At 41.8% G+C, this 24644-nt stretch carries 26 protein-coding genes; 23 read left to right on the forward strand and 3 right to left on the reverse strand.

Features of this window, described 5'->3' with window-relative positions; all coding sequences use genetic code 11:
• The first annotated feature begins 3 nt into the window (after positions 1-3).
• From G476_RS0105480 to G476_RS0105580, 21 genes are all read left to right on the forward strand, one after another.
• Positions 4-975, forward strand: a complete 972-nt coding sequence (locus tag G476_RS0105480) for a PhoH family protein (protein WP_026689202.1) — start codon at positions 4-6, stop codon at positions 973-975.
• A 42-nt stretch (positions 976-1017) separates the two neighbouring features.
• Positions 1018-3264, forward strand: a complete 2247-nt coding sequence (locus tag G476_RS0105485) for an HDIG domain-containing metalloprotein (protein WP_026689203.1) — start codon at positions 1018-1020, stop codon at positions 3262-3264.
• On the forward strand, positions 3257-3730 hold the full coding sequence (gene ybeY, locus G476_RS0105490) for an rRNA maturation RNase YbeY (RefSeq protein WP_026689204.1): 474 nt from the start codon (positions 3257-3259) through the stop codon (positions 3728-3730). Before G476_RS0105485 ends, ybeY begins: the two co-directional genes overlap by 8 nt.
• Positions 3714-4106, forward strand: a complete 393-nt coding sequence (locus G476_RS0105495) for a diacylglycerol kinase family protein (RefSeq protein ID WP_026689205.1) — start codon at positions 3714-3716, stop codon at positions 4104-4106. Before ybeY ends, G476_RS0105495 begins: the two co-directional genes overlap by 17 nt.
• A 34-nt stretch (positions 4107-4140) precedes the next feature.
• Positions 4141-4926, forward strand: coding sequence for a DUF502 domain-containing protein (locus tag G476_RS21325; protein ID WP_084405629.1), 786 nt, complete (start codon positions 4141-4143; stop codon positions 4924-4926).
• Positions 4898-5299 (forward strand): cytidine deaminase, encoded by a 402-nt coding sequence (gene cdd / locus G476_RS0105505; protein ID WP_026689206.1) that lies wholly within the window; start codon positions 4898-4900, stop codon positions 5297-5299. Before G476_RS21325 ends, cdd begins: the two co-directional genes overlap by 29 nt.
• Positions 5292-6200, forward strand: coding sequence for a GTPase Era (era, locus tag G476_RS0105510; RefSeq protein ID WP_026689207.1), 909 nt, complete (start codon positions 5292-5294; stop codon positions 6198-6200). The genes cdd and era overlap by 8 nt, the downstream gene beginning before the upstream one ends.
• A 163-nt stretch (positions 6201-6363) precedes the next feature.
• The gene (locus G476_RS23220; protein WP_084405630.1) at positions 6364-6507 is read left to right on the forward strand and encodes a YqzL family protein; all 144 of its coding nucleotides are present in this window, start codon (positions 6364-6366) and stop codon (positions 6505-6507) included.
• Positions 6508-6554: 47 nt separating this feature from the next.
• The gene (gene recO, locus G476_RS0105520; RefSeq protein ID WP_026689208.1) at positions 6555-7301 is read left to right on the forward strand and encodes a DNA repair protein RecO; all 747 of its coding nucleotides are present in this window, start codon (positions 6555-6557) and stop codon (positions 7299-7301) included.
• Between the two features lie 393 nt (positions 7302-7694).
• Entirely contained in the window at positions 7695-8585 is an 891-nt protein-coding gene (gene glyQ, locus G476_RS0105525) for a glycine--tRNA ligase subunit alpha (protein ID WP_026689209.1), read from the forward strand.
• Positions 8578-10662 (forward strand): glycine--tRNA ligase subunit beta, encoded by a 2085-nt coding sequence (glyS, locus tag G476_RS0105530; protein WP_026689210.1) that lies wholly within the window; start codon positions 8578-8580, stop codon positions 10660-10662. Before glyQ ends, glyS begins: the two co-directional genes overlap by 8 nt.
• Positions 10663-10869: 207 nt before the next feature.
• Positions 10870-11517 carry a transcriptional regulator CcpN gene (gene ccpN, locus G476_RS0105535; protein WP_035186144.1) on the forward strand — a complete coding sequence of 216 codons (648 nt, stop codon included), beginning with the start codon at positions 10870-10872 and terminating at the stop codon, positions 11515-11517.
• 27 nt (positions 11518-11544) lie between these two features.
• Positions 11545-12357 carry a pyruvate, water dikinase regulatory protein gene (locus G476_RS0105540; RefSeq protein WP_026689212.1) on the forward strand — a complete coding sequence of 271 codons (813 nt, stop codon included), beginning with the start codon at positions 11545-11547 and terminating at the stop codon, positions 12355-12357.
• A 473-nt stretch (positions 12358-12830) separates the two neighbouring features.
• A complete protein-coding gene (locus G476_RS0105545) occupies positions 12831-13298 on the forward strand; it encodes a YaiI/YqxD family protein (protein ID WP_026689213.1) in 468 nt (155 codons plus the stop codon).
• A 65-nt stretch (positions 13299-13363) separates the two neighbouring features.
• Complete coding sequence (gene dnaG / locus G476_RS0105550; protein WP_026689214.1) at positions 13364-15193, forward strand: DNA primase; 1830 nt, start codon at positions 13364-13366, stop codon at positions 15191-15193.
• A gap of 52 nt (positions 15194-15245) precedes the next feature.
• Entirely contained in the window at positions 15246-16367 is a 1122-nt protein-coding gene (gene rpoD / locus G476_RS0105555; RefSeq protein WP_026689215.1) for an RNA polymerase sigma factor RpoD, read from the forward strand.
• Positions 16368-16484: 117 nt separating this feature from the next.
• A complete protein-coding gene (locus G476_RS0105560; RefSeq protein WP_026689216.1) occupies positions 16485-17015 on the forward strand; it encodes a hypothetical protein in 531 nt (176 codons plus the stop codon).
• 165 nt (positions 17016-17180) lie between these two features.
• Entirely contained in the window at positions 17181-17900 is a 720-nt protein-coding gene (locus tag G476_RS0105565) for a glycerophosphodiester phosphodiesterase (RefSeq protein ID WP_026689217.1), read from the forward strand.
• A 230-nt stretch (positions 17901-18130) separates the two neighbouring features.
• A complete protein-coding gene (locus tag G476_RS0105570) occupies positions 18131-18508 on the forward strand; it encodes a c-type cytochrome (protein WP_026689218.1) in 378 nt (125 codons plus the stop codon).
• Between the two features lie 75 nt (positions 18509-18583).
• Positions 18584-19303, forward strand: coding sequence for a tRNA (adenine(22)-N(1))-methyltransferase (locus G476_RS0105575; protein ID WP_035186148.1), 720 nt, complete (start codon positions 18584-18586; stop codon positions 19301-19303).
• Positions 19300-20418 carry a Nif3-like dinuclear metal center hexameric protein gene (locus G476_RS0105580; protein ID WP_026689220.1) on the forward strand — a complete coding sequence of 373 codons (1119 nt, stop codon included), beginning with the start codon at positions 19300-19302 and terminating at the stop codon, positions 20416-20418. The genes G476_RS0105575 and G476_RS0105580 overlap by 4 nt, the downstream gene beginning before the upstream one ends.
• Positions 20419-20470: 52 nt before the next feature.
• Here the strand turns inward: G476_RS0105580 and G476_RS0105585 are convergent, their stop codons facing one another.
• The 3 genes from G476_RS0105585 to vrrA form a co-directional block, all read right to left on the reverse strand.
• The gene (locus G476_RS0105585; protein ID WP_026689221.1) at positions 20471-21421 is read right to left on the reverse strand and encodes a 4-hydroxy-3-methylbut-2-enyl diphosphate reductase; all 951 of its coding nucleotides are present in this window, start codon (positions 21419-21421) and stop codon (positions 20471-20473) included.
• A 159-nt stretch (positions 21422-21580) separates the two neighbouring features.
• Positions 21581-22075 (reverse strand): CarD family transcriptional regulator, encoded by a 495-nt coding sequence (locus tag G476_RS0105590; RefSeq protein WP_026689222.1) that lies wholly within the window; start codon positions 22073-22075, stop codon positions 21581-21583.
• Positions 22076-22215: 140 nt separating this feature from the next.
• A complete protein-coding gene (gene vrrA / locus G476_RS22805; protein WP_169720875.1) occupies positions 22216-22872 on the reverse strand; it encodes a VrrA/YqfQ family protein in 657 nt (218 codons plus the stop codon).
• Positions 22873-22940: 68 nt separating this feature from the next.
• On the opposite strand from vrrA, the gene G476_RS0105600 reads away from it, so the two are divergent.
• On the forward strand, positions 22941-23138 hold the full coding sequence (locus G476_RS0105600; RefSeq protein WP_026689223.1) for a hypothetical protein: 198 nt from the start codon (positions 22941-22943) through the stop codon (positions 23136-23138).
• Between the two features lie 175 nt (positions 23139-23313).
• Positions 23314-24633 (forward strand): DEAD/DEAH box helicase, encoded by a 1320-nt coding sequence (locus G476_RS0105605; protein ID WP_026689224.1) that lies wholly within the window; start codon positions 23314-23316, stop codon positions 24631-24633.
• The last annotated feature ends 11 nt before the right edge of the window (positions 24634-24644 follow it).

Raw genomic sequence — 24644 nt, forward strand, 5'->3', positions numbered from 1 at the left:
CTATTGACAGATATCAAACAGACGATTGATTTGCAAGTACAGGACGGTAATGAAGTTCAAGCGTTATTTGGTCCGAATGACCGTCACCTAACCCGCTTGGAAGAAAAACTGAATGTAACCATATTAACAAGAGGCGAGCAAGTAACCGTTGTCGGAACTGAAGACGCGGTTATGCTCGTCCAAAATACTTTGCAAATGCTTTTGGACTTGATACGAAAAGGAACAACCTTACAAGAACGTGATGTTGTTTATGCAGCTCAATTGGCTCAAAAGGGACAATTAGACCAGTTGGCGGACTTGTTTGATGAAAAAATTACGGTGAATGCCAAGGGGAAACCGATCCTTGCTAAAACCATCGGTCAGCGCCATTATGTGAGCTCCATTCGTAAAAGAGATATTGTATTTGGAATCGGTCCTGCTGGTACAGGGAAGACGTATCTAGCGGTTGTTATGGCTGTTCACGCGTTAAAAGAAGGACATGTAAAGCGGATCGTTCTTACGAGACCTGCAGTAGAAGCGGGGGAGAACCTAGGTTTTCTACCAGGGGACTTAAAAGAAAAGGTCGACCCTTACCTCAGGCCTTTATATGATGCTCTTCATGACGTATTAGGACAAGAACAGACGGTTCGCCTCTTAGAAAGAGGAACCATTGAAATTGCACCATTGGCATACATGAGGGGACGTACATTGGACGACTCATTTGTTATTTTGGATGAGGCACAAAACACAACGAAAGAACAAATAAAAATGTTTTTAACTCGACTTGGTTTTGGCTCTAAAATGGTTATTACTGGTGACTTATCTCAAATTGACTTACCAAAAGGCAAAGTATCCGGATTAAAAGTGGCAAGTGCGATCCTCTCAAATGTGAAAGGGATCGACTTTCATTTTCTTGAAGCATCAGATGTCGTTCGTCATACTCTTGTTCAACGAATTATTGATGCCTATGATTCAGAAGAGAAAAAGGAGAACTAACGCTATTTAATGTAACGTTGTCAAGAATATGGGGTGAAAAGTGTGGGGAAACGTTCATCACCTATAGATCAACAGCATTGGTGGATGAAGCTTAAGGAACACCGCTACATCAGACATAGTTTATTTGTATTACTTGGTGTCCTGCTATATGCCTCAATGGTTACAAATGTCATACCGGAAACACTGTCAATTAGTCCCGGTACAATGGCAGACCAAGACATCCGGTCGCCAATTACCGTTGAAGACAGGGAAGAAACAGAACAAAAAAGACAGGAAGCAGCAGAGTCGGTTGAAAGTGTATATACGATAGAAACGAGGTATGCACAAAACCGTGTTGATAAAATCAACGAGATCTTTCTTTTTACCCGTCAAATCATTAAGTCACAAAATGAAAGATTAGAAGAGGTTACAACTACTGAAGAAGTCATTTCGGATGAAGAGACCGAAGATGAGATTGTTCAAGACGAAGAAGCCAATGTTGAACCATTTACAGAGGAAGAAATAGTAGATAAACTTCGAGAGTTAATGTCTACAAGAACAAGTCAAGAACTGAGCGATGAAACGCTAATAGCCTTGCTAACGGCTGATGAAGAGCAGCTAGAAATGTCTCAGCAAGCGACCACGAATACGATCTATGAAATTATGGATGATCGTGTACGTATGGATGAAGTGGATGAAGCGAGAGAACAGGCTGAAAGAAGAGTCGGGATATCCTTTGCAGATCAAGGTCTACATGATGCTATGGTCGAGCTCGTCCGATTTGGGGTTACCGCAAACTACCTATATAATCAAGAAGCCACGGAAGAAGCGCGTCAACTGGCGATAGACTCAGTAGAGCCTGTCATCATTAGAGAAGGACAACTTCTCGTGGCAGAAGGCCAGCTCGTGACAAGTGAGGTTTATCATCAATTATCATTGGCCGGGCTTTTGGATGATCATACCAACTTATTTCCATACATAGGCCTTGCCATGTTGGTTTTGGTGATGACAGCCATGGTCGGTTACTTTTTAAGTGATGCAAAAACGTCGTTAAGAACAAACAATACCCATTTGCTCATGTACGTATTGATTTTTAGTTTGACACTGGTTGTTATGAAGGTGGTTAGTTTTACACACCTTATTGATTTGGCTGGTATTAGCTTGATTGCCCCAATCGCGATGGGTACTATGCTGATGACTGTTCTGTTGCATCCGCGTGTGGCTTTGTTTTCAAGCATGATCTTAGCCATAACGGCGAGCATCATCTTTAACAATGAAACAGCGAATGTCGTTAACTATACCCACGGAATGTACGTATTCTTCAGCGGAGTGGGAAGTACGTTTTTTCTCAGTCAATCCCATAGAATGGCGAGGATTCTCCAAGCTGGGTTGTTTGTTGCTGGACTGAACGCGTTGGTTATTATGGCTATCTTGATGCTTAGAAATGCACAATTTTCGTTATTGGAAGCAGGTTTAAGTGTAGCATTTGCAGGAGCTGCAGGAATTTTGGCTGCCATTTTGACCATAGGGTTGATTCCATTCTTTGAAGCTGGCTTCGGTATTTTATCGACGATGAAGTTAATCGAATTATCAAGCCCTAACCACCCTCTTTTAAGGAAGATCCTTTTGGAAGCACCAGGAACCTATCACCATAGCGTCATTGTGGCTAACCTTGCGGAGGCCGGGTGTGAATCTGTTGGTGCGAATGGGCTATTGGCACGAGTGGGATCCTACTATCATGACTTGGGTAAAACTAGGCGACCACACTTTTTTATCGAAAATCAGATGAAGATTGATAATCCGCATGACAAAATATCACCTCAGCTTAGCAAGACCATTATTACAGCCCATCCTTACGACGGGGCGGCAATGCTTCGGGAACATCGGATGCCAAAAGAAATTATCGATATTGCCGAACAACACCACGGTACGACCCTTTTAAAATACTTTTATCATAAAGCCAAACAAGACTCGGAAAATGGGGTAACAGAAGAGGAATTTAGATACCCTGGTCCAAGAGCGCAAACGAAGGAATCGGCCATTGTTGGAATTGCGGATTCTGTTGAGGCAGCCGTTCGCTCAATGACAAAGCCTACACCTGAGAAAATCGAGTCTCTAGTTAGTAAAATCATTGCCGACCGCCTTGAAGACGGACAGTTTAATGAATGTGATTTGACCTTAAAAGAATTAAACACGGTCGCAAAGTCTATTTGCGAGACGTTACAAGGGACATTTCACTCCAGAATTGAATATCCGGAGGAAGTGACGGAGAAGAATGTAGATAAAGAGAAGGTGAAAAAACATGGATAAACAAATACACGTGGTCGACGAAACAGAGGAATTGTCACAAAATCATCTCGACCTTGTTCAAAGTGTCTTAGAGACTGCTTACGAGGTAAGAGACGTGAATCCTGAATCGGAAGTGAGCGTGACAATCGTTACAGATGAAGAAATTCATCAGTTGAATCGCGACTACCGAGGAATCGATCGTCCAACCGATGTATTATCTTTTGCTCTAAACGAAGGAGAAGATGAGGGGCCTCATTTTGAAGATGGAGAAGGAGTGCCAGAACTTCTAGGGGATATTATAATCTCGGTCCAAAAAGCTCGCGAACAAGCAGAGGAATACGGGCACACATTCGAGCGTGAATTAGGCTTTCTAGCTGTGCACGGTTTCCTTCATCTCATTGGCTTTGATCATCAATCCGATGAAGAGGAAAAGGAGATGCTTGCAGTACAAGAGGAGATTTTAAACGAGCATGACCTCAAAAAATAAACAAACGTTTGTGTCTTGGACCAGGTTAATGAAGAGTTTCCGCTACGCATCAGAGGGTATTAAACATACATGGGCAAATGAACAAAACTTTCGCATCCATTCTATCTTAGGTGCCATCGTTCTTATTGCCTCACAACTCCTTCAAGTAACAGTTTTTGAGCAGGCTTTGTTGATCTTGGTTATCGGTGGCGTCCTCGGACTTGAACTCATTAACACAGCTCTCGAACGTTGTGTTGATATGATAACAAAAGAGTATGCCATTGAAGCAAAGGTGATTAAAGATGTGGCAGCAGGGGCTGTGATGGTGTTTTCCATTACAGCTGTTCTTGTTGGTATTACGATATTTTTACCAAGAATACTATCACTTCTTTTTTAAATCGATATAAATAGGCAAAAAGGGGGACTCTGTTGTGTGGAAGGCCTTTCAGCGAAATTTGGTAGTGGGGTTTCTCTTTTTGCTTCCAGCTATTGCAACGATTTATGTACTACAACTGTTGTTTTCAATCATTGATAATTTTTTGGGTCCCTTTATTACAGACGTTTTACGTGTACTCAGAGTGATCAGTATTGAAGAAGGTGGACTGTATTTTCTTGGGGTGTATACGCCATTTACAGAGCGACTTGTTGGAATTGGTTTCATCGTCACGCTACTGCTGGTTGCGTGGATTGGAGCTTTAAAAAGGAAAGGCACAAAAGAAGAGGCTTTTACTGGTGTGGATCGCTTCTTTCGAAAAGTTCCTGTAGTAAACTACATATATGGATCTGTTGATCAATTAATTAATGCGTTCACGCAAGAGAGGTCCTCCTTTCAAAAGGTGGTTATGGTAGAATATCCTCGTAAAGGCGTTTACACATTAGGTTTCTTAACAGGAGAAACGAAGGGAGAAGTACAGCGCATTACGCAAAAGGATTCCATTAATGTCTTTTTGCCAACAACCCCAAACCCGACTTCGGGGTGGCTTGTAGTCGTCCCGTTAGAGGATGTAACCATTTTGTCCATGACTGTGGAAGAAGGATTGAAGTTTATTATTTCAGGTGGGGTTGTCGTACCTGAAGATAAAGCCAAAGGATTACAAGAAGAGTTTGAAATGCAGCAAAAGAAAGAAAAGGAACAACTGTTTGAGGATTTTGTAATTAACGTAAGCAAGCATCGAAAGGATGAGTCAAATGGCAGACGTAAAAACATTGATAGATGAAGCCAAACTAGCTAGAGAAAGAGCGTACGTCCCATATTCTAAATTTAAAGTAGGCGCTGCTTTATTATCAGCGGATGGTCAACTTTTTCACGGGTGTAACATAGAGAATGCAGCATACAGCATGTGTAACTGTGCTGAGAGAACGGCTTTGTTTAAAGCGGTATCTGATGGTGTCACAAAGTTTGATGCGATTGCAGTAGTAGCTGATACGGATGGTCCAGTTTCACCGTGTGGCGCGTGCAGACAAGTGATGAGTGAGCTGTGCGAACCAAGCACAAAGGTTATTTTAACGAACCTAAAGGGAGACGTTTCGGAATGGACAGTACAAGATATCCTGCCAGGTGCGTTTTCAGGGGCGGATCTCGATGACTGAACAGATATTTAAATCCGGTTTTGTCTCATTGATTGGACGACCGAACGTAGGGAAATCCACGTTACTCAATCAAATGCTAGGACAAAAGATTGCGATTATGAGTGACAAAGCGCAAACGACACGTAACAAAATTCAAGGTGTTTATACGGAAGAAAGAGGACAGGTTGTATTTATTGATACACCGGGAATTCATAAGCCGAAGCATCGTCTTGGTGACTTTATGATGAAAGTCGTGGGGACTACTTTCAATGAAGTTGACACGATCCTTTTTCTCGTTGATGCAAAAGAAGGCATGGGTCGTGGCGATGAATTTATTATGGAGCGTCTCCAGTCGGTTAAAACGCCGGTATTCTTGGTCGTTAATAAAATTGATGAAGTCCACCCGGACGAACTATTGCCTATTATTGATAAGTACCGAAGCAAGTACGATTTTGCAGAGATTATTCCGATTTCCGCACTTCAAGGAAATAACGTGGAAACGTTAAAGGAACAGATTTTTGCCAATTTGGAGGAAGGACCGCAGTACTATCCTTCCGACCAGATCACCGATCACCCGGAACGATTTTTAATTAGTGAAATGATCAGGGAAAAAGTCCTTCATTTAACTCGGGATGAAGTGCCTCATTCGATTGCAGTGGATATTGAGCAAATTAAACTGCGTGAAGATGGAGAGACTGTCTATGTTTCTGCGGTTGTCGTTGTTGAGCGCAGCTCACAAAAAGGGATTATCATCGGGAAAAGGGGCGCTATGTTAAAAGAAATCGGACAACGAGCCCGTGAAGATATCCAAGCCCTTTTAGGATCGAAAGTTTTCTTGGAGCTGTTTGTGAAAGTAGAAAAAGATTGGCGTAACAAAGCGAAGTACCTAAAAGAATTCGGATACCGAGCTGACGAGTATTAAAAATGGCTAGTTGATCCGAAAGCAGCCTAAAGGATAGATGCGGGTTTTCTTTATTGAATGGATTTACTGTTAATTTCCAGTCATGAATCATGGGATTAGAGGCAAGCTACTATGTAACGAAAGAATCAACAAAATAAAGTCTGTTTGAAAGGGTTGAACCAAGTTGAAAGAATTTTCTTGGAAGGTTTTCTCAGTCACAGGCAGTATTGATTCGTACTTGTTATTTAAAGAAATGGACAACGAAGACGCCGATTATCATGATGAGGATGAAGAGTTACAGCAAGAGCTTCAGCCTCCCATTCAGTAAGGTGAATCCGCTACTCAAAAAAAGCATTAGCGAAGTGTGGTGAGTAGATGCTGCAAAAAGCAGAAGGAATCATTATTCGCACCAATGATTACGGAGAATCAAACAAAATCATAACGCTTTTTACAAGAGAGCACGGCAAGCTGGCACTGATGGCAAAAGGGGCGAAACGACCAAAAAGTCGATTTGCTTCCAGTGCTCAGCTTTTTATTTATGGGACGTTTATCTTCCACCAATCTAAAGGAGTGGGAACGTTAAACCAAGCGGATCTTACAGAATCGTTTCGAGAGGTTCGAAGTGACCTGATGCTAACCGCTTATGGTGCTTATATGGTGGAGATTGTTGATAAGCTAACAGAAGACCGGCAAAGAAATCCATTTTTATTTGAACTTTTGTTTCAAATGCTAACACGAATAAACGAAGGCGATGACAGCGAAGTCTTAGTTAGAATGTTTGAAACGAAAATGCTTCAAGTAGCAGGGATTACTCCGATGTTGGATGCATGCGTCAATTGCGGTAGACAAGAAGGTACGTTTGCTTTTTCCGTAAAAGAAGCAGGAATTATCTGTTCATCTTGTTATGATATCGATCCATACAGAATTGAAGTGGTACCAGGAGCTTTGAAACTGCTTAGGCTATTTCACTATTTAGATGTGAATCGCATCGGGAACATCAAAGTTAAGCCGGAGACGAAAAAGCATCTTAAACATTTGTTAGAGGTTTATTATGACGAATATTCGGGCCTTCGACTAAAGTCAAAGCGCTTTTTAGATCAAATGGAAAAAATGGGCCCGTAAAGTTGACACCTGTACGCTTTTTGAGTAAGATACAAAATAACTACATACGTGTGCATGCCGTGAAGAAGAGGAGTATTTAGTTAATCTGTGTACAATATTTAGCGAACCCGGGGCAGTGGAAGCCGGGCACACAGACGCTAGAGAAGGCGCTTTGGAGCATTGCAACCATGAAAGCAGGCTGAGGACATTCAGCAATTAGGGTGGAACCGCGGGTAACTCTCGTCCCTATGTTCAACATGAACATAGGGACGAGAGTTTTTTGTTGTCTGCGATTTATCATGTGACAACGCCTTTTGTAAATCCCTTTGGTATCTCACTACAGCGGTTATATTCTTTCGTGGTTGCCGGACGCGGCTCTTGCACGTGATTAGAATAGTGAATGGAGGGAACGTCATGAACGTTCAAGATATGATCCTTACGCTCCAAAATTTTTGGGCGAAACAAAATTGCTTAATTACCCAACCCTATGATGTGGAAAAGGGTGCGGGTACCATGAATCCAATGACTTTCTTAAAAAGTATCGGTCCTGAACCTTGGAATGTAGCTTATGTGGAACCGTCCAGAAGACCTGCCGACGGTCGATATGGTGAAAACCCCAATCGTCTTTATCAGCACCACCAATTTCAAGTGATCATGAAGCCAAGTCCGGACAACATTCAAGAATTGTATTTGGAAAGTTTAAAAGAGCTTGGTATTAATCCTGAAGAACATGATATCCGTTTTGTTGAAGACAATTGGGAGCATCCGGCCCTTGCAGCATGGGGATTAGGCTGGGAAGTTTGGCTTGATGGAATGGAAATTACACAGTTCACGTACTTCCAGCAAGTAGGGGGCATTGAAGCAAGTCCCGTGAGCGCTGAAATTACCTATGGTATTGAGAGGCTGGCTTCCTATATTCAAGATAAAGAGAACGTATATGACCTCGAGTGGGTAAAAGGAACAACATACGGTGATGTTTTTTTGCAAAATGAATATGAACAGTCCAAGTACGCTTTTGAAGTTGCAGATGCTAACATGTGGTTCAATCTTTTCTCAACGTATGAACAAGAAGGCATCCGGACGCTAGAGGAAGGCCTCGTTATTCCAGCTTATGATTACGTCCTGAAGTGTTCCCATGCTTTTAATATGCTCGATGCTCAAGGCGCGGTAAGTGTGACCGAGCGAACAGGGTATATCGGACGTATCCGTAATCTCGCAAGAAAGTGTGCAAAAGCATATTACGATGAACGTGAGCGTTTAGGCTTTCCGTTGCTTAAGGAAAAGGAGGATGCAGACAATGAGTAATCGTACATTTTTACTAGAAATCGGTTTGGAGGAAATGCCGGCACGATTTGTAACTGACGCTATGAATCAGCTTGAAAAAAAGATGGAAGAATGGCTAACTGAAAATCGTTTGGCTTTTGAGCAAATCCTTCCTTTTTCTACACCAAGACGTCTAGCCGTTATGGTAGAAGGCCTTTCTGAAAAACAAGAAGATCAAAGTGCTGAAGCAAAAGGTCCTTCAAAGAAAATTGCATTGGACGCCGAAGGGAATTGGTCAAAAGCGGCACAGGGATTTGCACGTGGACAGCAAGTGGCTGTGGATGACCTTTACTTCAAAGAACTAAAAGGTGAAGAGTACGTTTTTGTAAACAAATTCACAGAAGGGAAGTCTACCCTTCAGCTGTTAAGTGAAGTCGATCAGCTTCTAACAAGCATCTCATTTCCTAAAAACATGCGATGGGGAAGCGGAAAGCTTCGTTATGTCCGACCAATTAAATGGCTGATTGGCTTGTTTGGAGACGAGATTATCGACTTTACCATTGCTGGTGTTCAGTCCTCTAATGTCACAACCGGTCATCGATTCCTTGGTCAGTCGACAGTGGTTGAGCATGCTTCTGACTACCGAGAAACCTTGCTTAAAGAACATGTCATTTGCGACCCGAAAGAGCGTAAGGATGCGATCAAAAAACAAATCGAGCAGTTAGCTGAAACGGAAGGCTGGCAAGTGCCGGTTGATGAGGACCTATTAGAGGAAGTCACGAACCTCGTCGAATATCCGACTGTCTTACACGGAACGTTTGATGAAAAGTTTCTACATGTCCCTGATGATGTCCTCATCACATCTATGAGAGAACATCAGCGTTATTTCCCAGTATTGAACGATAAGGATGAACTCTTGCCTTTCTTTATTACAGTTCGAAATGGTGATCATCGTCACTTGGAAAACGTTCAAAAGGGGAATGAAAAAGTTCTAAGAGCGCGACTTGCAGACTCAGAGTTTTTCTATAAAGAAGACTTGAAGACGAATATTGATGATGCAGCAAAACGACTTGAAAATGTTGTGTATCATGAAGAGTTAGGGTCAATTGGAGATAAAGTCCGACGCATTAAAGACCTTTCGAGGCGTCTAGGAAACAAACTGAATGTGAATGAACAAGATGTGAAAACCATTGAGCGTGCAGCTCAATTAAGTAAATTCGATTTAGTTACTCACATGGTCGGAGAGTTCCCAGAATTGGAAGGTAGAATGGGACAGGAGTACGCAGAAAAAGCTGGAGAAACGAAGGAAGTAGCGGAGGCCATTCGTGAGCACTATCTTCCTCGTCATGCTAAAGATCAGTTCCCTACTCGTTTGGAATCAGCAGTTTTAAGTGTTGCTGATAAATTAGATACGGTCGTTACGAGCTTTGGGATCGGACAAATCCCAACAGGCTCCCAGGACCCTCATGGTCTAAGAAGGCAAACGGCAGCAATCATCGCCATTCTTCTTGATCGTAAATGGGAGATTGAACTGCCGGAACTCTTCGACGAAGCACTTTCCTTATGTGAACAACGAGGGCTGTTAAAGAGGAATGCTGAAGATGTAAAAGCGGATTTGATGGAATTTGCAGAACTTAGAATTAAAAACGTATTACAAGAGAAACAAGTGCGTTATGATATGATTGAAGCAGTCCTATCTTCAGGAATTACACGTGTTGATGTATTGGTTGAAAAGGGTCAATTCCTTACTGAGCAAGCAAAAAAAGAGGAATTTAAACCGCTTGTTGAAGCCTTTAGTCGTGTAACGAACATTTCGAAAAAAGCAGAATTTGCAAGTGTGAAAAAAGAATTGTTTAAGCAACCAGAAGAAGAGGAACTTTACAATAAACTTCATGCTGTCAGAGGAGAAGTAGCATCTGCCAAACAGCAAGGGGACGTGGAAAAAGAATTTACTGCTCTTGCTCAACTTGAGCCGGCGATTCACGAGTATTTTGACAACATTATGGTCATGACTGAAGATGCAGAGTTAAAGCAGAACCGCTTAAGTCAAATGAAAGAGACGTCTGATGTGATCCTTTCGTTTGCCGATTTTCAATCGGTTGTGTTTCACTCAGAATAACGAAAATCATGCTCTAACAAGCTATGGCTTGGGTAAGTTGTATTTAAATGGTTTTCTAAAATACACATTTGCTTGTACAATCGCGAGTAAGTAAAAAAACCTGAAAAACGTTAGGACTGAGTTTGGGAATTTTGTCTACAAGTCAACGAAGAATAATAAAGGTAATTAAAGACCCCGTTCTAAAATGCCTGAACGGACAAGGCGGTGATGATCATCGAGCTGAATAAACGACAGCAACATATATTGGAAATTGTAAAGGATAAAGGCCCGATTACAGGAGAACAAATTGCGGAAAAGCTTTCATTAACGAGAGCGACGTTAAGGCCAGATCTCGCCATCCTTACCATGGCAGGGTTTCTGGATGCACGCCCTCGGGTAGGCTATTTTTACACAGGTAAGACCGGTGCACAACTCCTAACAGAAAAGATCGGTAAACTGACTGTTAAGGAATACCAATCCATTCCGGTGGTCGTTAATGAATCAGCTTCTGTCTACGACGCTATCTGCACCATGTTCTTGGAAGACGTAGGGACGCTGTTTGTCGTTAATCGTCATTCTCATCTTGTAGGCATTCTCTCAAGAAAAGACCTCTTAAGAGCGAGTATGGGGAAACAAGAGTTAGAGACCATGCCGGTGAACATCATTATGACCAGAATGCCAAACATTACGACTTGCAAGCCGACGGATCTTTTACTGGATGTAGCCCAAATGCTAATTAATAAGCAGATCGATGGCTTACCAGTCGTGCATTTTAAAGAGGGTGATAATGAAGTCCAGATGGAAGTCGTTGGGCGAGTCACAAAAACAAGCATTACCAAAGCGTTCGTAGATATAGCAACGAATAAACTTGTTTAACTAGGAGAAACAGGAGGTTTAAAGTGTATGAGTAAACGTCCGGTTGTATTTGTAGTATCCGATTCAGTGGGGGAAACAGCGGAATTGGTAGTCAAAGCCTCAGCAAGTCAATTCAACCACGCCGGTATTGACGTACGCAGAGTTCCTTACGTTGAAGACGAGGGGACTATTGAAGAGGTTATAGTACAAGCGAAAGAGGAAAATGGAATCGTAGCGTTCACCCTTGTTATTCCTGAGCTTAGGAATTATCTGTTAAAACAAGCAAAGGCTGCCGGTGTGCCTACTCATGATATCATTACACCTATGATGGATTTATTAGAGAAGCGAACAGGCGAAAAGCCACGACTGCAACCAGGCCTCATTCATACTCTTGATGAGGATTACTTTCGAAAAGTTGAAGCCATCGAATTTGCAGTGAAATATGATGATGGGCGTGATCCGCGAGGCGTAAAAAGAGCAGATATTGTATTAATCGGTGTATCACGAACATCCAAAACACCATTGTCCCAGTACTTGGCCCATAAACGGCTGAAAGTGGCTAACATTCCTCTTGTGCCTGAGGTTGAGCCACCGGAAGAGCTTTTTAAATTGGATAAGAAAAAAGTGATTGGCTTAAAAATTAGTCCAGACAAGCTTAATAGCATTAGGTCTGAACGTTTAAAAAGCCTTGGATTGAAAGAAGAAGCGAACTACGCTACGATAAAGCGTATTGAAGAAGAACTTGCTTTCTCCAATAAAGTAATGGAGCGAATTGGCTGTGAATCGATTGATGTTTCTAATAAAGCGGTTGAAGAAACAGCAAATTTAATTTATAACATTTTCAGAAAAAACAATAGCTAATCCTCATCTTACTCACAAAGGGTGGAATGTTTTTATCCACAATCTTTGTGAGTAAGATACGGGCTAGTTCAAAAGGTTTAAAGTCTTTTGAGCTAGCTTCTTTTTGTGTTTTGACCAATTAAGATGAATAAAACGATATATTGATTGAATGGTTCCATTGTTACAAGAGGCTATGACCTGTTCATTAGAGTGACCTAATGTAGAAACCTTTGAAATTACTCTAAGCTGTACCAATCACCAAATTAATCATGCAAAAAAGATTGATTAAAATGCTAGCGAAATTAGTGTTGTTACTATATAATGAAAAATTGTGATTTATTTTTTTTTGTTACACGCAAGGCATATTGGAAAAAAGAACAAATAAAATTTATATGTCAAGACTTTTTATCGTATTTTTGGTAAAGATAGTAAGTGTGAGATGAAAAACGGCAAGAAAAGAAGGAAACGAACAGGAGATGTAGAATACAACAACTATGTCAGATAACTTTAAGACCGTCTTTATTGATGGAGATGCATGTCCGGTTCGAGACGAGGCTATTTCAATTGCCGGTCGGTTTCAATTGCCTGTTGTATTAGTTAGTTCATATGCTCACGAAACGAGCAAAGTTTTCCCGCCTCATGTTCAAAAAATCACAGTCGATCAAGAAGCCGAAGCAGCAGATATGGCGATTGTGAAAAATGTGAAAAAAGGAGACGTTGTCGTTACTCAAGACCACGGTCTAGCTGGATTACTGATTGCTAAGGGGGTTCATGTACTAACACCAAGAGGCAAAATCGTCACAGACCTTTACATTAATACATTGCTGTCCATCCGTCATGATCAGGGAAAGCTCAGACGAGCAGGGAAGAAAACCAAAGGCCCTAAAAAAATGACAGATGCTGACCGTAACCATTTTGAAGATCAGTTTGAAAAAATTCTGTCAAACAGGCAGGAATTTTGACGATTGAGGCGAATTTATAATAGCCATCCCTTATACGACACTTTCACTAAAGGGTGGTGAACGAAGTGGGCACACGTATACCTGATGAAAAAATAGAAGAAATTAGAAAAGCAAGCAATATCGTTGATGTGATTGGCGATTATGTTCAGCTTAAAAAACAAGGTAGAAACATGTCGGGACTCTGTCCTTTTCATGGAGAGAAAACACCGTCTTTCTCAGTATCCCCAGATAAACAGCTCTATCATTGTTTTGGATGTGGGGCAGGAGGAAACGTTTTTTCTTTCATTATGGAAATTGAAGGAGTAAATTTTGTGGAATCGGTAGATAAGCTTGCCGAACGATCCGGAATTTCACTTCCTCAAACAACAGAGCAGTCACAGGAGGACTCGCGAGAGAAAAAGCGAAATCGGTATTGGGTTGAAGTTCATAAGCTTTGTGTGAAACTGTACCAGCATGTCCTACTTCAAACTGATGAAGGCAAGGAAGCAAAACAGTACTTAGAACAACGTGGATTTGATGAAGATACAATTAAAGAATTCGAACTTGGCTTTGCTCCTGATTCGTGGGACTTCCTAACATCGTTCTTATCCAAGCGGCAGTATGATATGGATGAAATGGTCGAAGCGGGGCTTCTCGCAAAGCGAGATTTTGACGGAAAGCCATTCGATAGGTTTCGCGGTAGAATTATGTTTCCTATATGGGATAGGCGAGGACAAGTGATCGGCTTTAGTGGTCGTGTCCTTGGTGAAGGTAACCCAAAGTACATGAACAGCCCTGAATCAGAGCTTTTTAACAAAAGTGAGATTCTCTACGCTTTTAATCGTGCTAGGCCATCTATCCGAAAGAAAAATGAAGCGATTTTGTTCGAAGGATACGCCGATGTTATTTCTGCTTTTGGAGCGGGTATAGATAATGGTATTGCCTCCATGGGAACAGCACTTACTGAACGCCAAGTAAAAATGCTCAAGCGAAACACAGAGAAAGTGGTCCTTTGTTTCGACTCGGATGATGCAGGTCAAGCTGCCACATTCAAGAATGCTGACCTTCTTGAGCAGGCAGGATTGACAGTAAGAGTTGCCAATCTCGAGGAAGGCTTAGATCCGGACGATTACATCCAAAAATATGGAGCGGATCGTTTCAATGAGGAAGTTCTTGGAGAAAGCCAGACGTTTATGGGGTTTAAATTCCGGTATTTTAGGAAAGGATTAAACCTCCAGGCTGAAGGTGACCGGATGGAATACGTGGAGAAAATGCTCGTGGAAGTGAGTAAGCTTAATCGGGCAGTCGAGCGTGACCATTATTCGAGGCAGCTAGCTGATGAGTTTTCTTTATCGCTAGACGTTCTAAAACAAGAACTTTTACACATCCATAAAACTCAAAAGCGTGGCAAAAAAGAGGAAGGCTCTTTACCTGATTCAAAGAGTACGGAACGGAAGTTTGTGTCATTGAAATCAGGGAATAGACTACTTCCTGCATACGCAAATGCGGAACGTTATCTTCTCGCTCATATGTTACAAGATGCGGAATTAACGTTCAGGGTACAAGAAAAACTAGGTGCATCTTTTAACATAGATGACTACCATGCTATTGCCGCCCACTTGTACAGTTATTACGGTGAAGGATATGAACCTTCATTGGCTCGGTTTATCGAGCAGTTGCCCGATGAACGTTTAAAACGAATCGTCAGTGAGCTTGCGATGATGGCAATCAAAGAAGAATTGTCTGAGCAAGAATTGAACGATTATATTAAACAAATTCTCATCTACCCTAAAAAAGTGGAAATAGAGAGAATGAAACAAGAATTAAAGTCAACAAAAGATGCTGTGAAAGCTGCGGGAATGGCCGCAGAAATTATTAAAATGGAACAACAGCTTAAAAATAGTCTGTTATCATAGTTCAAACTTTTTTATAAAGAAGTTGTCGTGAACCAATGGAAGGAGGGATCGCATGGCTGAGAAACCTATTCGCCCTATGGCGGAAGGCGATCTAACCATCGATCAGGTGAAGGAACAATTAGTTGAACTCGGAAAGAAGCGAGGAGTTTTAACGTATGCTGAGATTACTGAACGTCTAGCTGCGTTCGATCAAGACTCCGAACAAATGGATGAGTTTTTCGAATATCTCGGTGAGCAAGGTGTCGAGATCATGAATGATAACGAGGGAGTCAGTGTCCCGAGTATGCAACAAGTTGAAAAAGAAGATGAATTCGACTTAAATGACTTGAGTGTGCCTCCGGGAATAAAAATAAATGACCCCGTTCGTATGTATTTGAAAGAAATCGGACGTGTACCTTTACTATCTGCTCAAGAAGAAGTCAGCCTTGCAAAACGCATTGAAAATGGAGACGAAGAAGCAAAGCGTCGTCTAGCTGAAGCGAATTTGAGGCTTGTAGTTAGTATTGCTAAGCGTTACGTAGGTAGAGGCATGTTGTTCCTTGACTTAATCCAAGAAGGGAACATGGGACTGATCAAAGCCGTTGAGAAGTTTGACTATAACAAGGGCTATAAATTTAGTACGTATGCCACTTGGTGGATTCGTCAAGCTATCACTCGTGCAATCGCTGACCAAGCAAGAACAATCCGCATCCCGGTTCATATGGTTGAAACAATCAATAAACTCATCCGTGTTCAACGTCAGCTTCTTCAGGACCTAGGACGAGAGCCGACGCCAGAAGAAGTATCCAAAGAGATGGACCTTACACCTGAAAAGGTAAGGGAAATTTTAAAGATTGCTCAAGAGCCTGTTTCCCTTGAAACACCGATCGGTGAAGAAGATGATTCACACCTTGGTGACTTTATTGAAGACCAAGAAGCTCTTGCGCCATCTGATGCTGCTGCTTATGAGCTTCTAAAAGAACAGCTCGAAGACGTTCTAGACACATTAACAGACCGTGAAGAGAATGTGTTGCGCCTTCGTTTCGGTCTCGATGATGGTCGTACTAGAACACTTGAAGAGGTAGGAAAAGTGTTTGGTGTAACGCGTGAGCGTATCCGTCAAATAGAAGCAAAAGCACTTCGTAAGCTTCGTCATCCTAGCAGAAGCAAACGACTAAAAGATTTTCTCGAATAGAGTTTCAACGCCTGATGCGATCATTTATCGTGTCAGGTTTTTTTATCTTTTCTTATTAACAAATCTAATTCGTTGCACGATATAAGTAGTAAGACAGAGTAGATCGGCGGTCGGATTATGGAAGAGCGAAAAGCAATTATTAAAAATGAGATAAAGTATTGGCAAAAAAATCGCTTATTGCCTGACGTTTACTGTACGTTTTTATTAAGACTCTACGATCGAGACGAGAGCGTACCGGAAAAACGACGGACCAGACTAACAAGTAAATCCATGGCCATGATCTTAGCCTCTATCGTAATGACAGCGTTAACATTTCTTGTCATTTATTTTACTCAGTTTTCGACGGTAATGCAAATAGGTCTAGCAAGTCTTTTATTTCTACTTTTTAGTAGCGGTCTTGTATATAGTCTGAAAGCTAATAAGGCAACCGTGTCATATTTTGTGTGTGGTGCTGCTGTCATTCAATTTTATTGGATCACCTTGGTATTGCATACCGTCATTGAAGGGTCTCAATTTGCCCTTACGATGTCTGTTATAATCACATGTGTGGTTTGGATCTGGGCTGGTCGATGGTTCAGGCTTACCTATTTGTGGATTGCAGGTGTGTCAGGATTCGTTATGCTTTTTTTGTTTTTTAGCCTACTATAGTTTGTTTTTCGTATGGGATCAGTTTATTTTAACGAAACGAATCTATTCTACATTCAGCCTGAGCATTTACGAGTGTTTTCTTAGAGCTGTATGGGTGTGAATATTCGCGTTCTTTCCGAGGGGTGGTTATAATAAAGGAATAAACGCGATAAAGGAGAATCGTTCATGGAAGTGATTGCTCACCGGGGGAACACGTTTTATACACCAGAAAATACAATGGCATCTTTTCTTTCAGCAGCTACTTACCCCGTCGACGGAATCGAATTGGATGTCCAATGGACAAAAGATGGTGTACCTGTCGTCTTTCATGATGAGAAAATTGACCGAACCACAAATGGAAGTGGATGGCTGAGATCCTTTACTTATAAGGAATTACGCCAGTTTGATGCGGGTAGCTGGTTTGCCGAAAGGTTTCGCGGTGAAAAAATTCCCAGTTTAGAAGAAGTCCTTGAATGGATGAAAGAGAATCACCTTACTTTACATATGGAGATTAAAAAACCGCCAAAAAAGTTTGAAGTCCTATTGGATCCAACGCTTCATTTAATTGATGAGTATGGTTTGTCAAAGCGCACCGTTGTCTCTACATTCCATCATCCTGTACTTACGTATATGGCCCAGGAAGCAAAGGAATATTTCCAACGTGCTTTTTTAACGAAAACTCCATTGTTCAGAGGCATTCGGTACGCTAATGCCATACAAGCACACGCCATTCACATCCGTCATTCTTATCAGGCAATGCAATTCTATCCCTTATGGGCGAAAAGCGGAATACCGGTAAGGGCTTATACGATTAATCGTGAAAAAGAAGCGCTTAGGTGTAAGCGTCTAAACGTGACAAGCATTATTACAGATGATCCAAAAACAATGACCTCTTTATTTAAGTGAATCAGTAAGTTGTATTGTGTGCTCCATTCAATGAAGGGCGCCCATTTAACGTATAAAGTTCGTCGATTTGTAACAGAATCTACAAGAGAGAGACAAATATTCACCTTTCCTCTTTTCACTTATACGTTTTTAGAGTAGAATATACTATAGCTGTGTGAAGCTAAACGTCGGGGCTTTTTTTGATACACTCCCGGTTTAAGACTGACTGACATTTGAAGGAGGTACATAACATGAGAGGGAAACCCCTTTATCCGTTCCTTGTAACCGCTATTCTTGGAATCTTACTTATGGTTGTTTTATCTTTTGTAGGAAATGTTCAACAAGACCAGATTGCCCAAGAAGCTGAGGGTGGGGAAAACGGAGAAGAAGAAGAACAAGAATTCGATGACCCAATCGAGCTTGGTGAACATGTATACGAGCAAAACTGTCTTTCTTGTCACGGCGGAGATTTAGGCGGTGGCTCAGGCCCAGCTTTGAATGACGGCTCTTATTCAGCAGAAGACATCATCACTGCTATTGAAGAAGGCCCAGGAACAATGCCTGACGGGCTTGTAGGCGGAGAAGAAGCTGAAGCCGTTGCAGAATACATTTTAAGTGAAAACGAATAATAGTGAGTAAAAGAAGGGATGTCATGTTCCTTCTTTTTGTCTTATTTAATACATACTAAGTTAATGAAACAGGTGATGGATTTGAAACCTCAAGATTTATCCGATCGTTTAAAAGTTGTTGTGCGTTATATTCCGAAAGGTTCTCGTATTGCAGACATCGGTTCGGATCATGCAAAGCTTCCTTGTTACGCGGTCGAGAACGACATTGTATCTTACGCAGTAGCTGGAGAAGTAAATCAAGGTCCATTGGCTTCTGCTAAAAAAAACATTCAATCTCGTGGCCTTGAACATGTGATTTCCCCGAAGCTTGGTAACGGTCTCGAAGTGTTAGAGGAAGAAGAGATTGACGTAGTGACGATCGCCGGAATGGGTGGTCCTCTTATTATGAACATTCTTGAACAAGGAAAAGCTCGCCTTGGTGGGGTTAAGCGACTTGTATTGCAACCGAACGTGGCATGTGACCATATTCGAAAATGGCTTTATGAAAACGGATGGTCCTTGGATGATGAACAGATCTTGGAGGAAGATGGGCACATCTATGAAGTGGTATTAGCCACAAAGGAACGTCCTCCCGAGTCGGCATATACGCCTTCTCAGCTGGAAAAGGAGATGTGGCTTGGTCCATATTTAATGAAAAGAAAAGATCAGGCGTTTAATATGAAGTGGACAAAGGAAAAAGAACAATTGACCAACGTGTTAGAACAACTTTCCAAAGGTGAACATACGCCAGCGTTAGTTGAAAAAAAGGAAAAAATAAAACGCTATCTTTCATGGTTAGAGGAGGAATTGCAATGAAACAAACGAATGGACAAGCCATCATCCAAGCTTTTGAAGCATTTTCCCCTAAAGGGTATGCAGTAGAAGGAGATAAAGTTGGTTTGCAGATCGGGACCTTGAACAAGAATGTAAACAAGGTCATGGTCGCATTAGACGTAATCGAACCGGTAGTAGATGAGGCAATTGAGCAGGGTGTGGATTTGATTATTGCTCACCACCCGATTATCTTTAAGCCTATTAAAGCTCTTAGAACGGATCAAGTGTATGGGCGAACCGTAGAAAAATTGATTAAGCATGACATAGCCGTATATGCAGCTCATACTAACTTAGATGTAGCTCCAGGTGGCGTGAACGATTTAATGGCCAAAGCTCTGGGGCTTGAGGAAACGGAAGTTCTTGTAGAGACTTATGAAGATCCATTAAAGAAGGTAGCCGTTTTCGTGCCTGAAGATTCCGCGGAGCGCGTAAGGGAAGCGATGGGGCAAGCAGGTGCCGGCCATTTGGGGAACTACAGTCATTGCTCTTTCAACACGAGCGGGACTGGCATGTTCAAACCTGGGGAAGGAACCGATCCATTCATTGGGGAGCAAGGGAAAATGGAACAAGTGAACGAACTGAAAATAGAGTCGGTCTTCCCTGCATCAATTGAAAAAAGAGTGGTAAGAGCAATGGTAAACGCTCACCCTTATGAAGAGGTAGCATATGATCTTTATGACATGGCAGTCCCAGGTGAAAAGCTTGGCCTTGGTCGTATCGGTGGCTTGAAAAGTGACATGACTTTGGCAGAATTCGGTGAACACGTTAAACAAGCGTTTGATGTTTCAGGCGCCAGAGTTGTAGGGGACATGACGCGAAAAGTGAGTAGAGTTGCTGTGCTTGGTGGAGACGGGAACAAATATGTAAACCAAGCTTTATTTAAAGGTGCCGATGTCTTTGTGACAGGGGATTTGTATTATCATGTTGCTCATGATGCCATGATGGAGGGCCTAATGATGGTTGACCCGGGTCATAACGTGGAGAAAGTGATGAAGGAGGGCGTTGCAAGCTTTCTGTCGTCCTTCATGAAAGAAAAGAAGTACGATACAAAAATTGTGGTGTCAAAGGTGAACACAGACCCTTTCCAGTTTATTTAATTGAACCAAAAAAGAAGCTGCCGATAGGCGAGCTTCTTTTTTGCTATCATCATTATTGAGCTTGCTTTTTCTTTACTTTTGGTAATATCTTGGTCATTTTTACTTGGCTCACCGTACTCCAGGTTCCTGGATCCTCTTCATCGAATTGTTCAAGGAATCTAATCACTTCTTTTGTGATTGGAGTAGGTGTGCTTGCTCCAGCAGTAACGGCCACTTGCGAGATGCCTTTTAACCAATTTAAATCTATTTCGTTTACATTGGCAATACGGTACGCAGGTGTACCGGCAATCTCTTTGGAAACTTGAGCCAAGCGGTTTGAGTTGTTACTTTTAGGGTCTCCTACAACAAGTAAGAGGTCGGATTCACCTGCTTGTTTTGCGACGGCTTCTTGTCTTACTTGAGTAGCCATGCAAATTTCATTGTGAACCTCTGCATGAGGGTAACGAGCCAGTGCTTGATTGATGATGTTTTTTACATCCCATTGACTCATTGTCGTTTGATTTGTGATGATGATTCGTTCAGCATCAATATTAAGCGCTTCGACATCTGCTTCTGACTCAACCAAATGAACGATGTCAGGAGCAACACCGATCGCACCTTCAGGCTCTGGGTGTCCCTTTTTACCAACATAAATCACATGGTAGCCTTCTTGTTTCTTTTCACGAATCAGGTCATGTGTCCGTGTCACATCAGGGCAAGTTGCATCTACTGTTGTAAGTCCTTTTTCTTTTGCGAGTGTGCGTACTTCCGGCGAAACCCCGTGAGCAGTGAAAATGACGGTTCCTTTGTCCACTTGCTTTAGAATTTCAAGGCGGTTTGGTCCGTCTAAGGTAACAATACCTTCTTCATCAAAGGCATCTGTAACGTGTTTATTGTGTACAATCATACCTAAAATATAAATAGGGCGCGGAAGATCCAAATTTTCAGCTGCCTGTCTGGCAAGTACCATTGCATCAACAACACCATAACAATAGCCCCGTGGGGAGATCTTTAATACATCCATCTTTATTCAATCCTCCATTATAGAGACGTCTCTAACATTTAAGTCCATTCTTCATTATAAAACACATGAACAAAAAGGGGAACCGCTATGCACATTGTGTTTGTTACCATCATAACAAAAAAGATGCTCGCAACGCTTGTGCGAGCATCTCTATAAGCTTTAGGCACCTTGGGAGTTTTTCATAATAAACTCGTAGGCTTCTTCTTCTGAAATATCGTTTACAAGCATTAATTCACTGGCGATGAATTGCTTTGCTCGATCCATGTTCTTACGGTCTTCCATATGTAGACCGTTTGTACGCTCGCCTTCCTTTGATGTAAGGTTAGCAATGACACTGGCGGCGTCCATGATGCAACCGGTTTTTAGTAGTGTTTCATTCTCTTTTGAATATGGTCTTGCAGCTTCTTTCTTGGAGGTATTGCTGTCAGGTTGACTAAGAGCAGTGGCAAGCTCATCAACTTTTGAAGTCTCAATGACCTTTCTTAGTCCTGATTCTTTAACGCGGTTTTCAGGAAGCATGAGTGTAACGTGGTTCAGTGGAAAGAAGACAATAAAGTAATTAATCTTTTCTCCCAGAATATCTTTTTCTTCCATATCTTGAATGGTACCGGCACCGTGGTACGGGTAAACAACGTGATCACCGACTTTGAACATATACATTCCTCCATTACGGTTATGAAGTTATTTTACCACAAAAAGATATAAATTAAAAATTTTACTATGTTGGACAACTTTCGTCAATAAGAAATAAATAAGAAAGAAAAATCAGTCTTGTTCAAAAAGACTGAGATTTCTTATACGTACAGCTTAGGGCCGGGAAGGTCTTTTTTGGGGCTTTTTTCTTTCTTTTTACTGATTTGTACTTGGCTTTGCGTGCGTTTTTTTCTTCGTTTTCGTTTAGGGCTCACCGCAGGGAGTGTTTTTTTGACAGGTTTCTTTTTCTTTGTTGTTTTTTTGTTTATTTCGATGACTTCTTCAGAGCTTTGATCGCTATTTTCCTCATCAATACCGTCATTGGATTGGTCGGATGCCTCTGTTTCATCTTCATCACTACTATCACTTGAACGCATGATTGCCATTAATTGAGGTAGAGAGCGAACGAGGGGGCCATATTGTTGTACCATAGGGCCGACTGTTTGCACGACTTGAACGGCTTTTTGAGCATTTTGTACAAGTCCAAGTACAGAGTTAATACCTCCGCCGTTACTGACAGCATTCGTTAATGTGGCAAGTGGACCAGCTCCAGCAGAAGCCCCAGCCGAGCTTCCCATACCTCCGAATCCTCCAAGGCCTCCAAGGCCACGAGCAGAAGATCCAGCAGCTTGGGCTCCTCCACCTCCAAAGAGACGAGATAAAAGACCTCCACTTTGCCTCATTCCGGCCTGAGGGGCACCGCCAAACATTGAATTAAATTGACCAAACTGACCTGCAGCCCCCGAACTCCGTGCCATTCCTGCGCCAGATCCGGGTCCTCTCATAAAGGGTGAGAAAGTGGGCTGATTTGCTGGTGGTAAGGGACGTGGACCGAACATACCTACCAATCCTTTCACATGCAAAATATTCTCTTGGTATATATATGCACGCGTTAGGAATTGGATTGGGCGTTGTGATTAAAGTGGGTTATTCTGACAAGAATGGTAATGAGGAAGCAGAAAAAGTTTTAAAAGACCGAATATCTTTAAAAAAGGGACTTTTTATGACCGTCAGCCTCATGTAAGGGTTTGGACAAGAAGAGTGGACACTAAAACATTCACATTCAGCTAGCGCAGAGGTCCTTGTCCGTGTTAAAATGTATAATTAGTGTATGCTGTGAAAGCAGTATTTAGACGTAAATTTGGAAAAAACAGGTCAGGGAAACCTGGCAAGTGTTTTTAAAGAAAGTAGGAAAAGGTATGAAACATAATTTTGAACGATTTGAACTGAAGCCTTTTATTATTGAATCGTTAGTGGCTCAAGGAATCGAACTTCCGATGGAGATTCAAGAGCGTCTGATCCCTTCAATTAAAAATGGCTCTGATGTTATTGGACAATCGCAAACAGGTACGGGAAAAACATTGGCATTCTTGCTCCCTCTTGTAGATCGAATAAATGAAGAAAAACGCAATGTGCAAGCTGTTATTACAGCCCCTACTCGGGAACTAGCTCAACAATTGTTTGATGAACTAGCGAAAATTCTTGAGCATGGGGAAAACAAAGTCACAGCTAAGCTCGTGGTTGGTGGTACGGACCGTCAGAGAATGGTTGAAAAGCTAAAGAATCCTCCTCATATTGTAGTTGGAACACCAGGACGGATTAATGATCTCGTTAAAGACAATGCGTTGGATGTGCATCATGCAAGCATTCTTGTTGTAGATGAAGCGGACCAAATGCTTGATATGGGATTCATTGAAGATGTGGATCAAGCAGCATCGCGTATGAGAGATAACCTTCAAATGCTGGTTTTCTCAGCTACAATACCGGAAAAACTTCAGCCTTTCTTACGTAAATATATGAGCAACCCAAAGCACGTAAAAGTTGAACCAAAACAAGCATCACCAAAGAAAATTCAGCATTGGCTTATTCCCGATCGTGATCGTGATGTGAAAGAACTTTCCGTAGAGATGGCAAAAGCGTTTAACCCATATTTAGCTGTGGTGTTCGCAAACTCTAAAGAAATGGTGGATGACGTTTATCAAGCCTTTTTGGATGCTGGTTTGGACGTTGAAAAGCTACACGGAGGAATATCCCCACGTGACCGTAAAAAAGTGATGAAGAAGCTAAAGGATGCAGAGGTTCAGTACCTTGTAGCTTCTGACCTCGTTGCTCGCGGAATTGATGTAAAAGGGATTAGTCATATCATTAATGTCGAAATTCCTAAGGAGCTTGAATACTATGTTCACCGTGTAGGTAGAACAGCGAGAGCAGGCTGGGACGGTATTGCTGCTACGATCGTGAATCGAAAGGATCAGCAATCCGTTGAAAAGCTGGAATCACAGGGGATCTCATTTGTTTACAAAGATATTAAGAACGATGAATGGGTAGATCTAGAACAAAAAATGCGTCGCAGAAGGCTGCAAAATCAACCTCAAGAAAGCGATGTAACCATCAAAAAGCCTAAGCCTAAAAAGGTGAAGCCTGGCTATAAGAAAAAGGCGAAGATGCAAATGGAGCAAGAAAGAAAGCGTCAGAGAAGATTGGAAACCAAGCGAAACAATCGTATGAAAAATAAATAAAGATTGATTTG

Source organism: Alteribacter aurantiacus DSM 18675 (assembly GCF_000429705.1).
GTDB lineage: Bacteria > Bacillota > Bacilli > Bacillales > Salisediminibacteriaceae > Alteribacter > Alteribacter aurantiacus.

What these genes read in the sequence shown, in the direction of transcription:
- ybeY (WP_026689204.1), top strand. Translation starts at nt 3,257, where the DNA reads ATGGATAAACAAATACACGTGGTCGACGAAACAGAGGAATTGTCACAA.
- G476_RS0105495 (WP_026689205.1), top strand. Translation starts at nt 3,714, where the DNA reads ATGACCTCAAAAAATAAACAAACGTTTGTGTCTTGGACCAGGTTAATG.
- cdd (WP_026689206.1), top strand. Translation starts at nt 4,898, where the DNA reads ATGGCAGACGTAAAAACATTGATAGATGAAGCCAAACTAGCTAGAGAA.
- era (WP_026689207.1), top strand. Translation starts at nt 5,292, where the DNA reads ATGACTGAACAGATATTTAAATCCGGTTTTGTCTCATTGATTGGACGA.
- recO (WP_026689208.1), top strand. Translation starts at nt 6,555, where the DNA reads ATGCTGCAAAAAGCAGAAGGAATCATTATTCGCACCAATGATTACGGA.
- glyQ (WP_026689209.1), top strand. Translation starts at nt 7,695, where the DNA reads ATGAACGTTCAAGATATGATCCTTACGCTCCAAAATTTTTGGGCGAAA.
- glyS (WP_026689210.1), top strand. Translation starts at nt 8,578, where the DNA reads ATGAGTAATCGTACATTTTTACTAGAAATCGGTTTGGAGGAAATGCCG.
- ccpN (WP_035186144.1), top strand. Translation starts at nt 10,870, where the DNA reads ATGATCATCGAGCTGAATAAACGACAGCAACATATATTGGAAATTGTA.
- G476_RS0105540 (WP_026689212.1), top strand. Translation starts at nt 11,545, where the DNA reads ATGAGTAAACGTCCGGTTGTATTTGTAGTATCCGATTCAGTGGGGGAA.
- G476_RS0105545 (WP_026689213.1), top strand. Translation starts at nt 12,831, where the DNA reads ATGTCAGATAACTTTAAGACCGTCTTTATTGATGGAGATGCATGTCCG.
- rpoD (WP_026689215.1), top strand. Translation starts at nt 15,246, where the DNA reads ATGGCTGAGAAACCTATTCGCCCTATGGCGGAAGGCGATCTAACCATC.
- G476_RS0105560 (WP_026689216.1), top strand. Translation starts at nt 16,485, where the DNA reads ATGGAAGAGCGAAAAGCAATTATTAAAAATGAGATAAAGTATTGGCAA.
- G476_RS0105565 (WP_026689217.1), top strand. Translation starts at nt 17,181, where the DNA reads ATGGAAGTGATTGCTCACCGGGGGAACACGTTTTATACACCAGAAAAT.
- G476_RS0105570 (WP_026689218.1), top strand. Translation starts at nt 18,131, where the DNA reads ATGAGAGGGAAACCCCTTTATCCGTTCCTTGTAACCGCTATTCTTGGA.
- G476_RS0105575 (WP_035186148.1), top strand. Translation starts at nt 18,584, where the DNA reads ATGGATTTGAAACCTCAAGATTTATCCGATCGTTTAAAAGTTGTTGTG.
- G476_RS0105580 (WP_026689220.1), top strand. Translation starts at nt 19,300, where the DNA reads ATGAAACAAACGAATGGACAAGCCATCATCCAAGCTTTTGAAGCATTT.
- G476_RS0105585 (WP_026689221.1), bottom strand. Translation starts at nt 21,421, where the DNA reads ATGGATGTATTAAAGATCTCCCCACGGGGCTATTGTTATGGTGTTGTT.
- G476_RS0105590 (WP_026689222.1), bottom strand. Translation starts at nt 22,075, where the DNA reads ATGTTCAAAGTCGGTGATCACGTTGTTTACCCGTACCACGGTGCCGGT.
- vrrA (WP_169720875.1), bottom strand. Translation starts at nt 22,872, where the DNA reads ATGGCACGGAGTTCGGGGGCTGCAGGTCAGTTTGGTCAATTTAATTCA.
- G476_RS0105605 (WP_026689224.1), top strand. Translation starts at nt 23,314, where the DNA reads ATGAAACATAATTTTGAACGATTTGAACTGAAGCCTTTTATTATTGAA.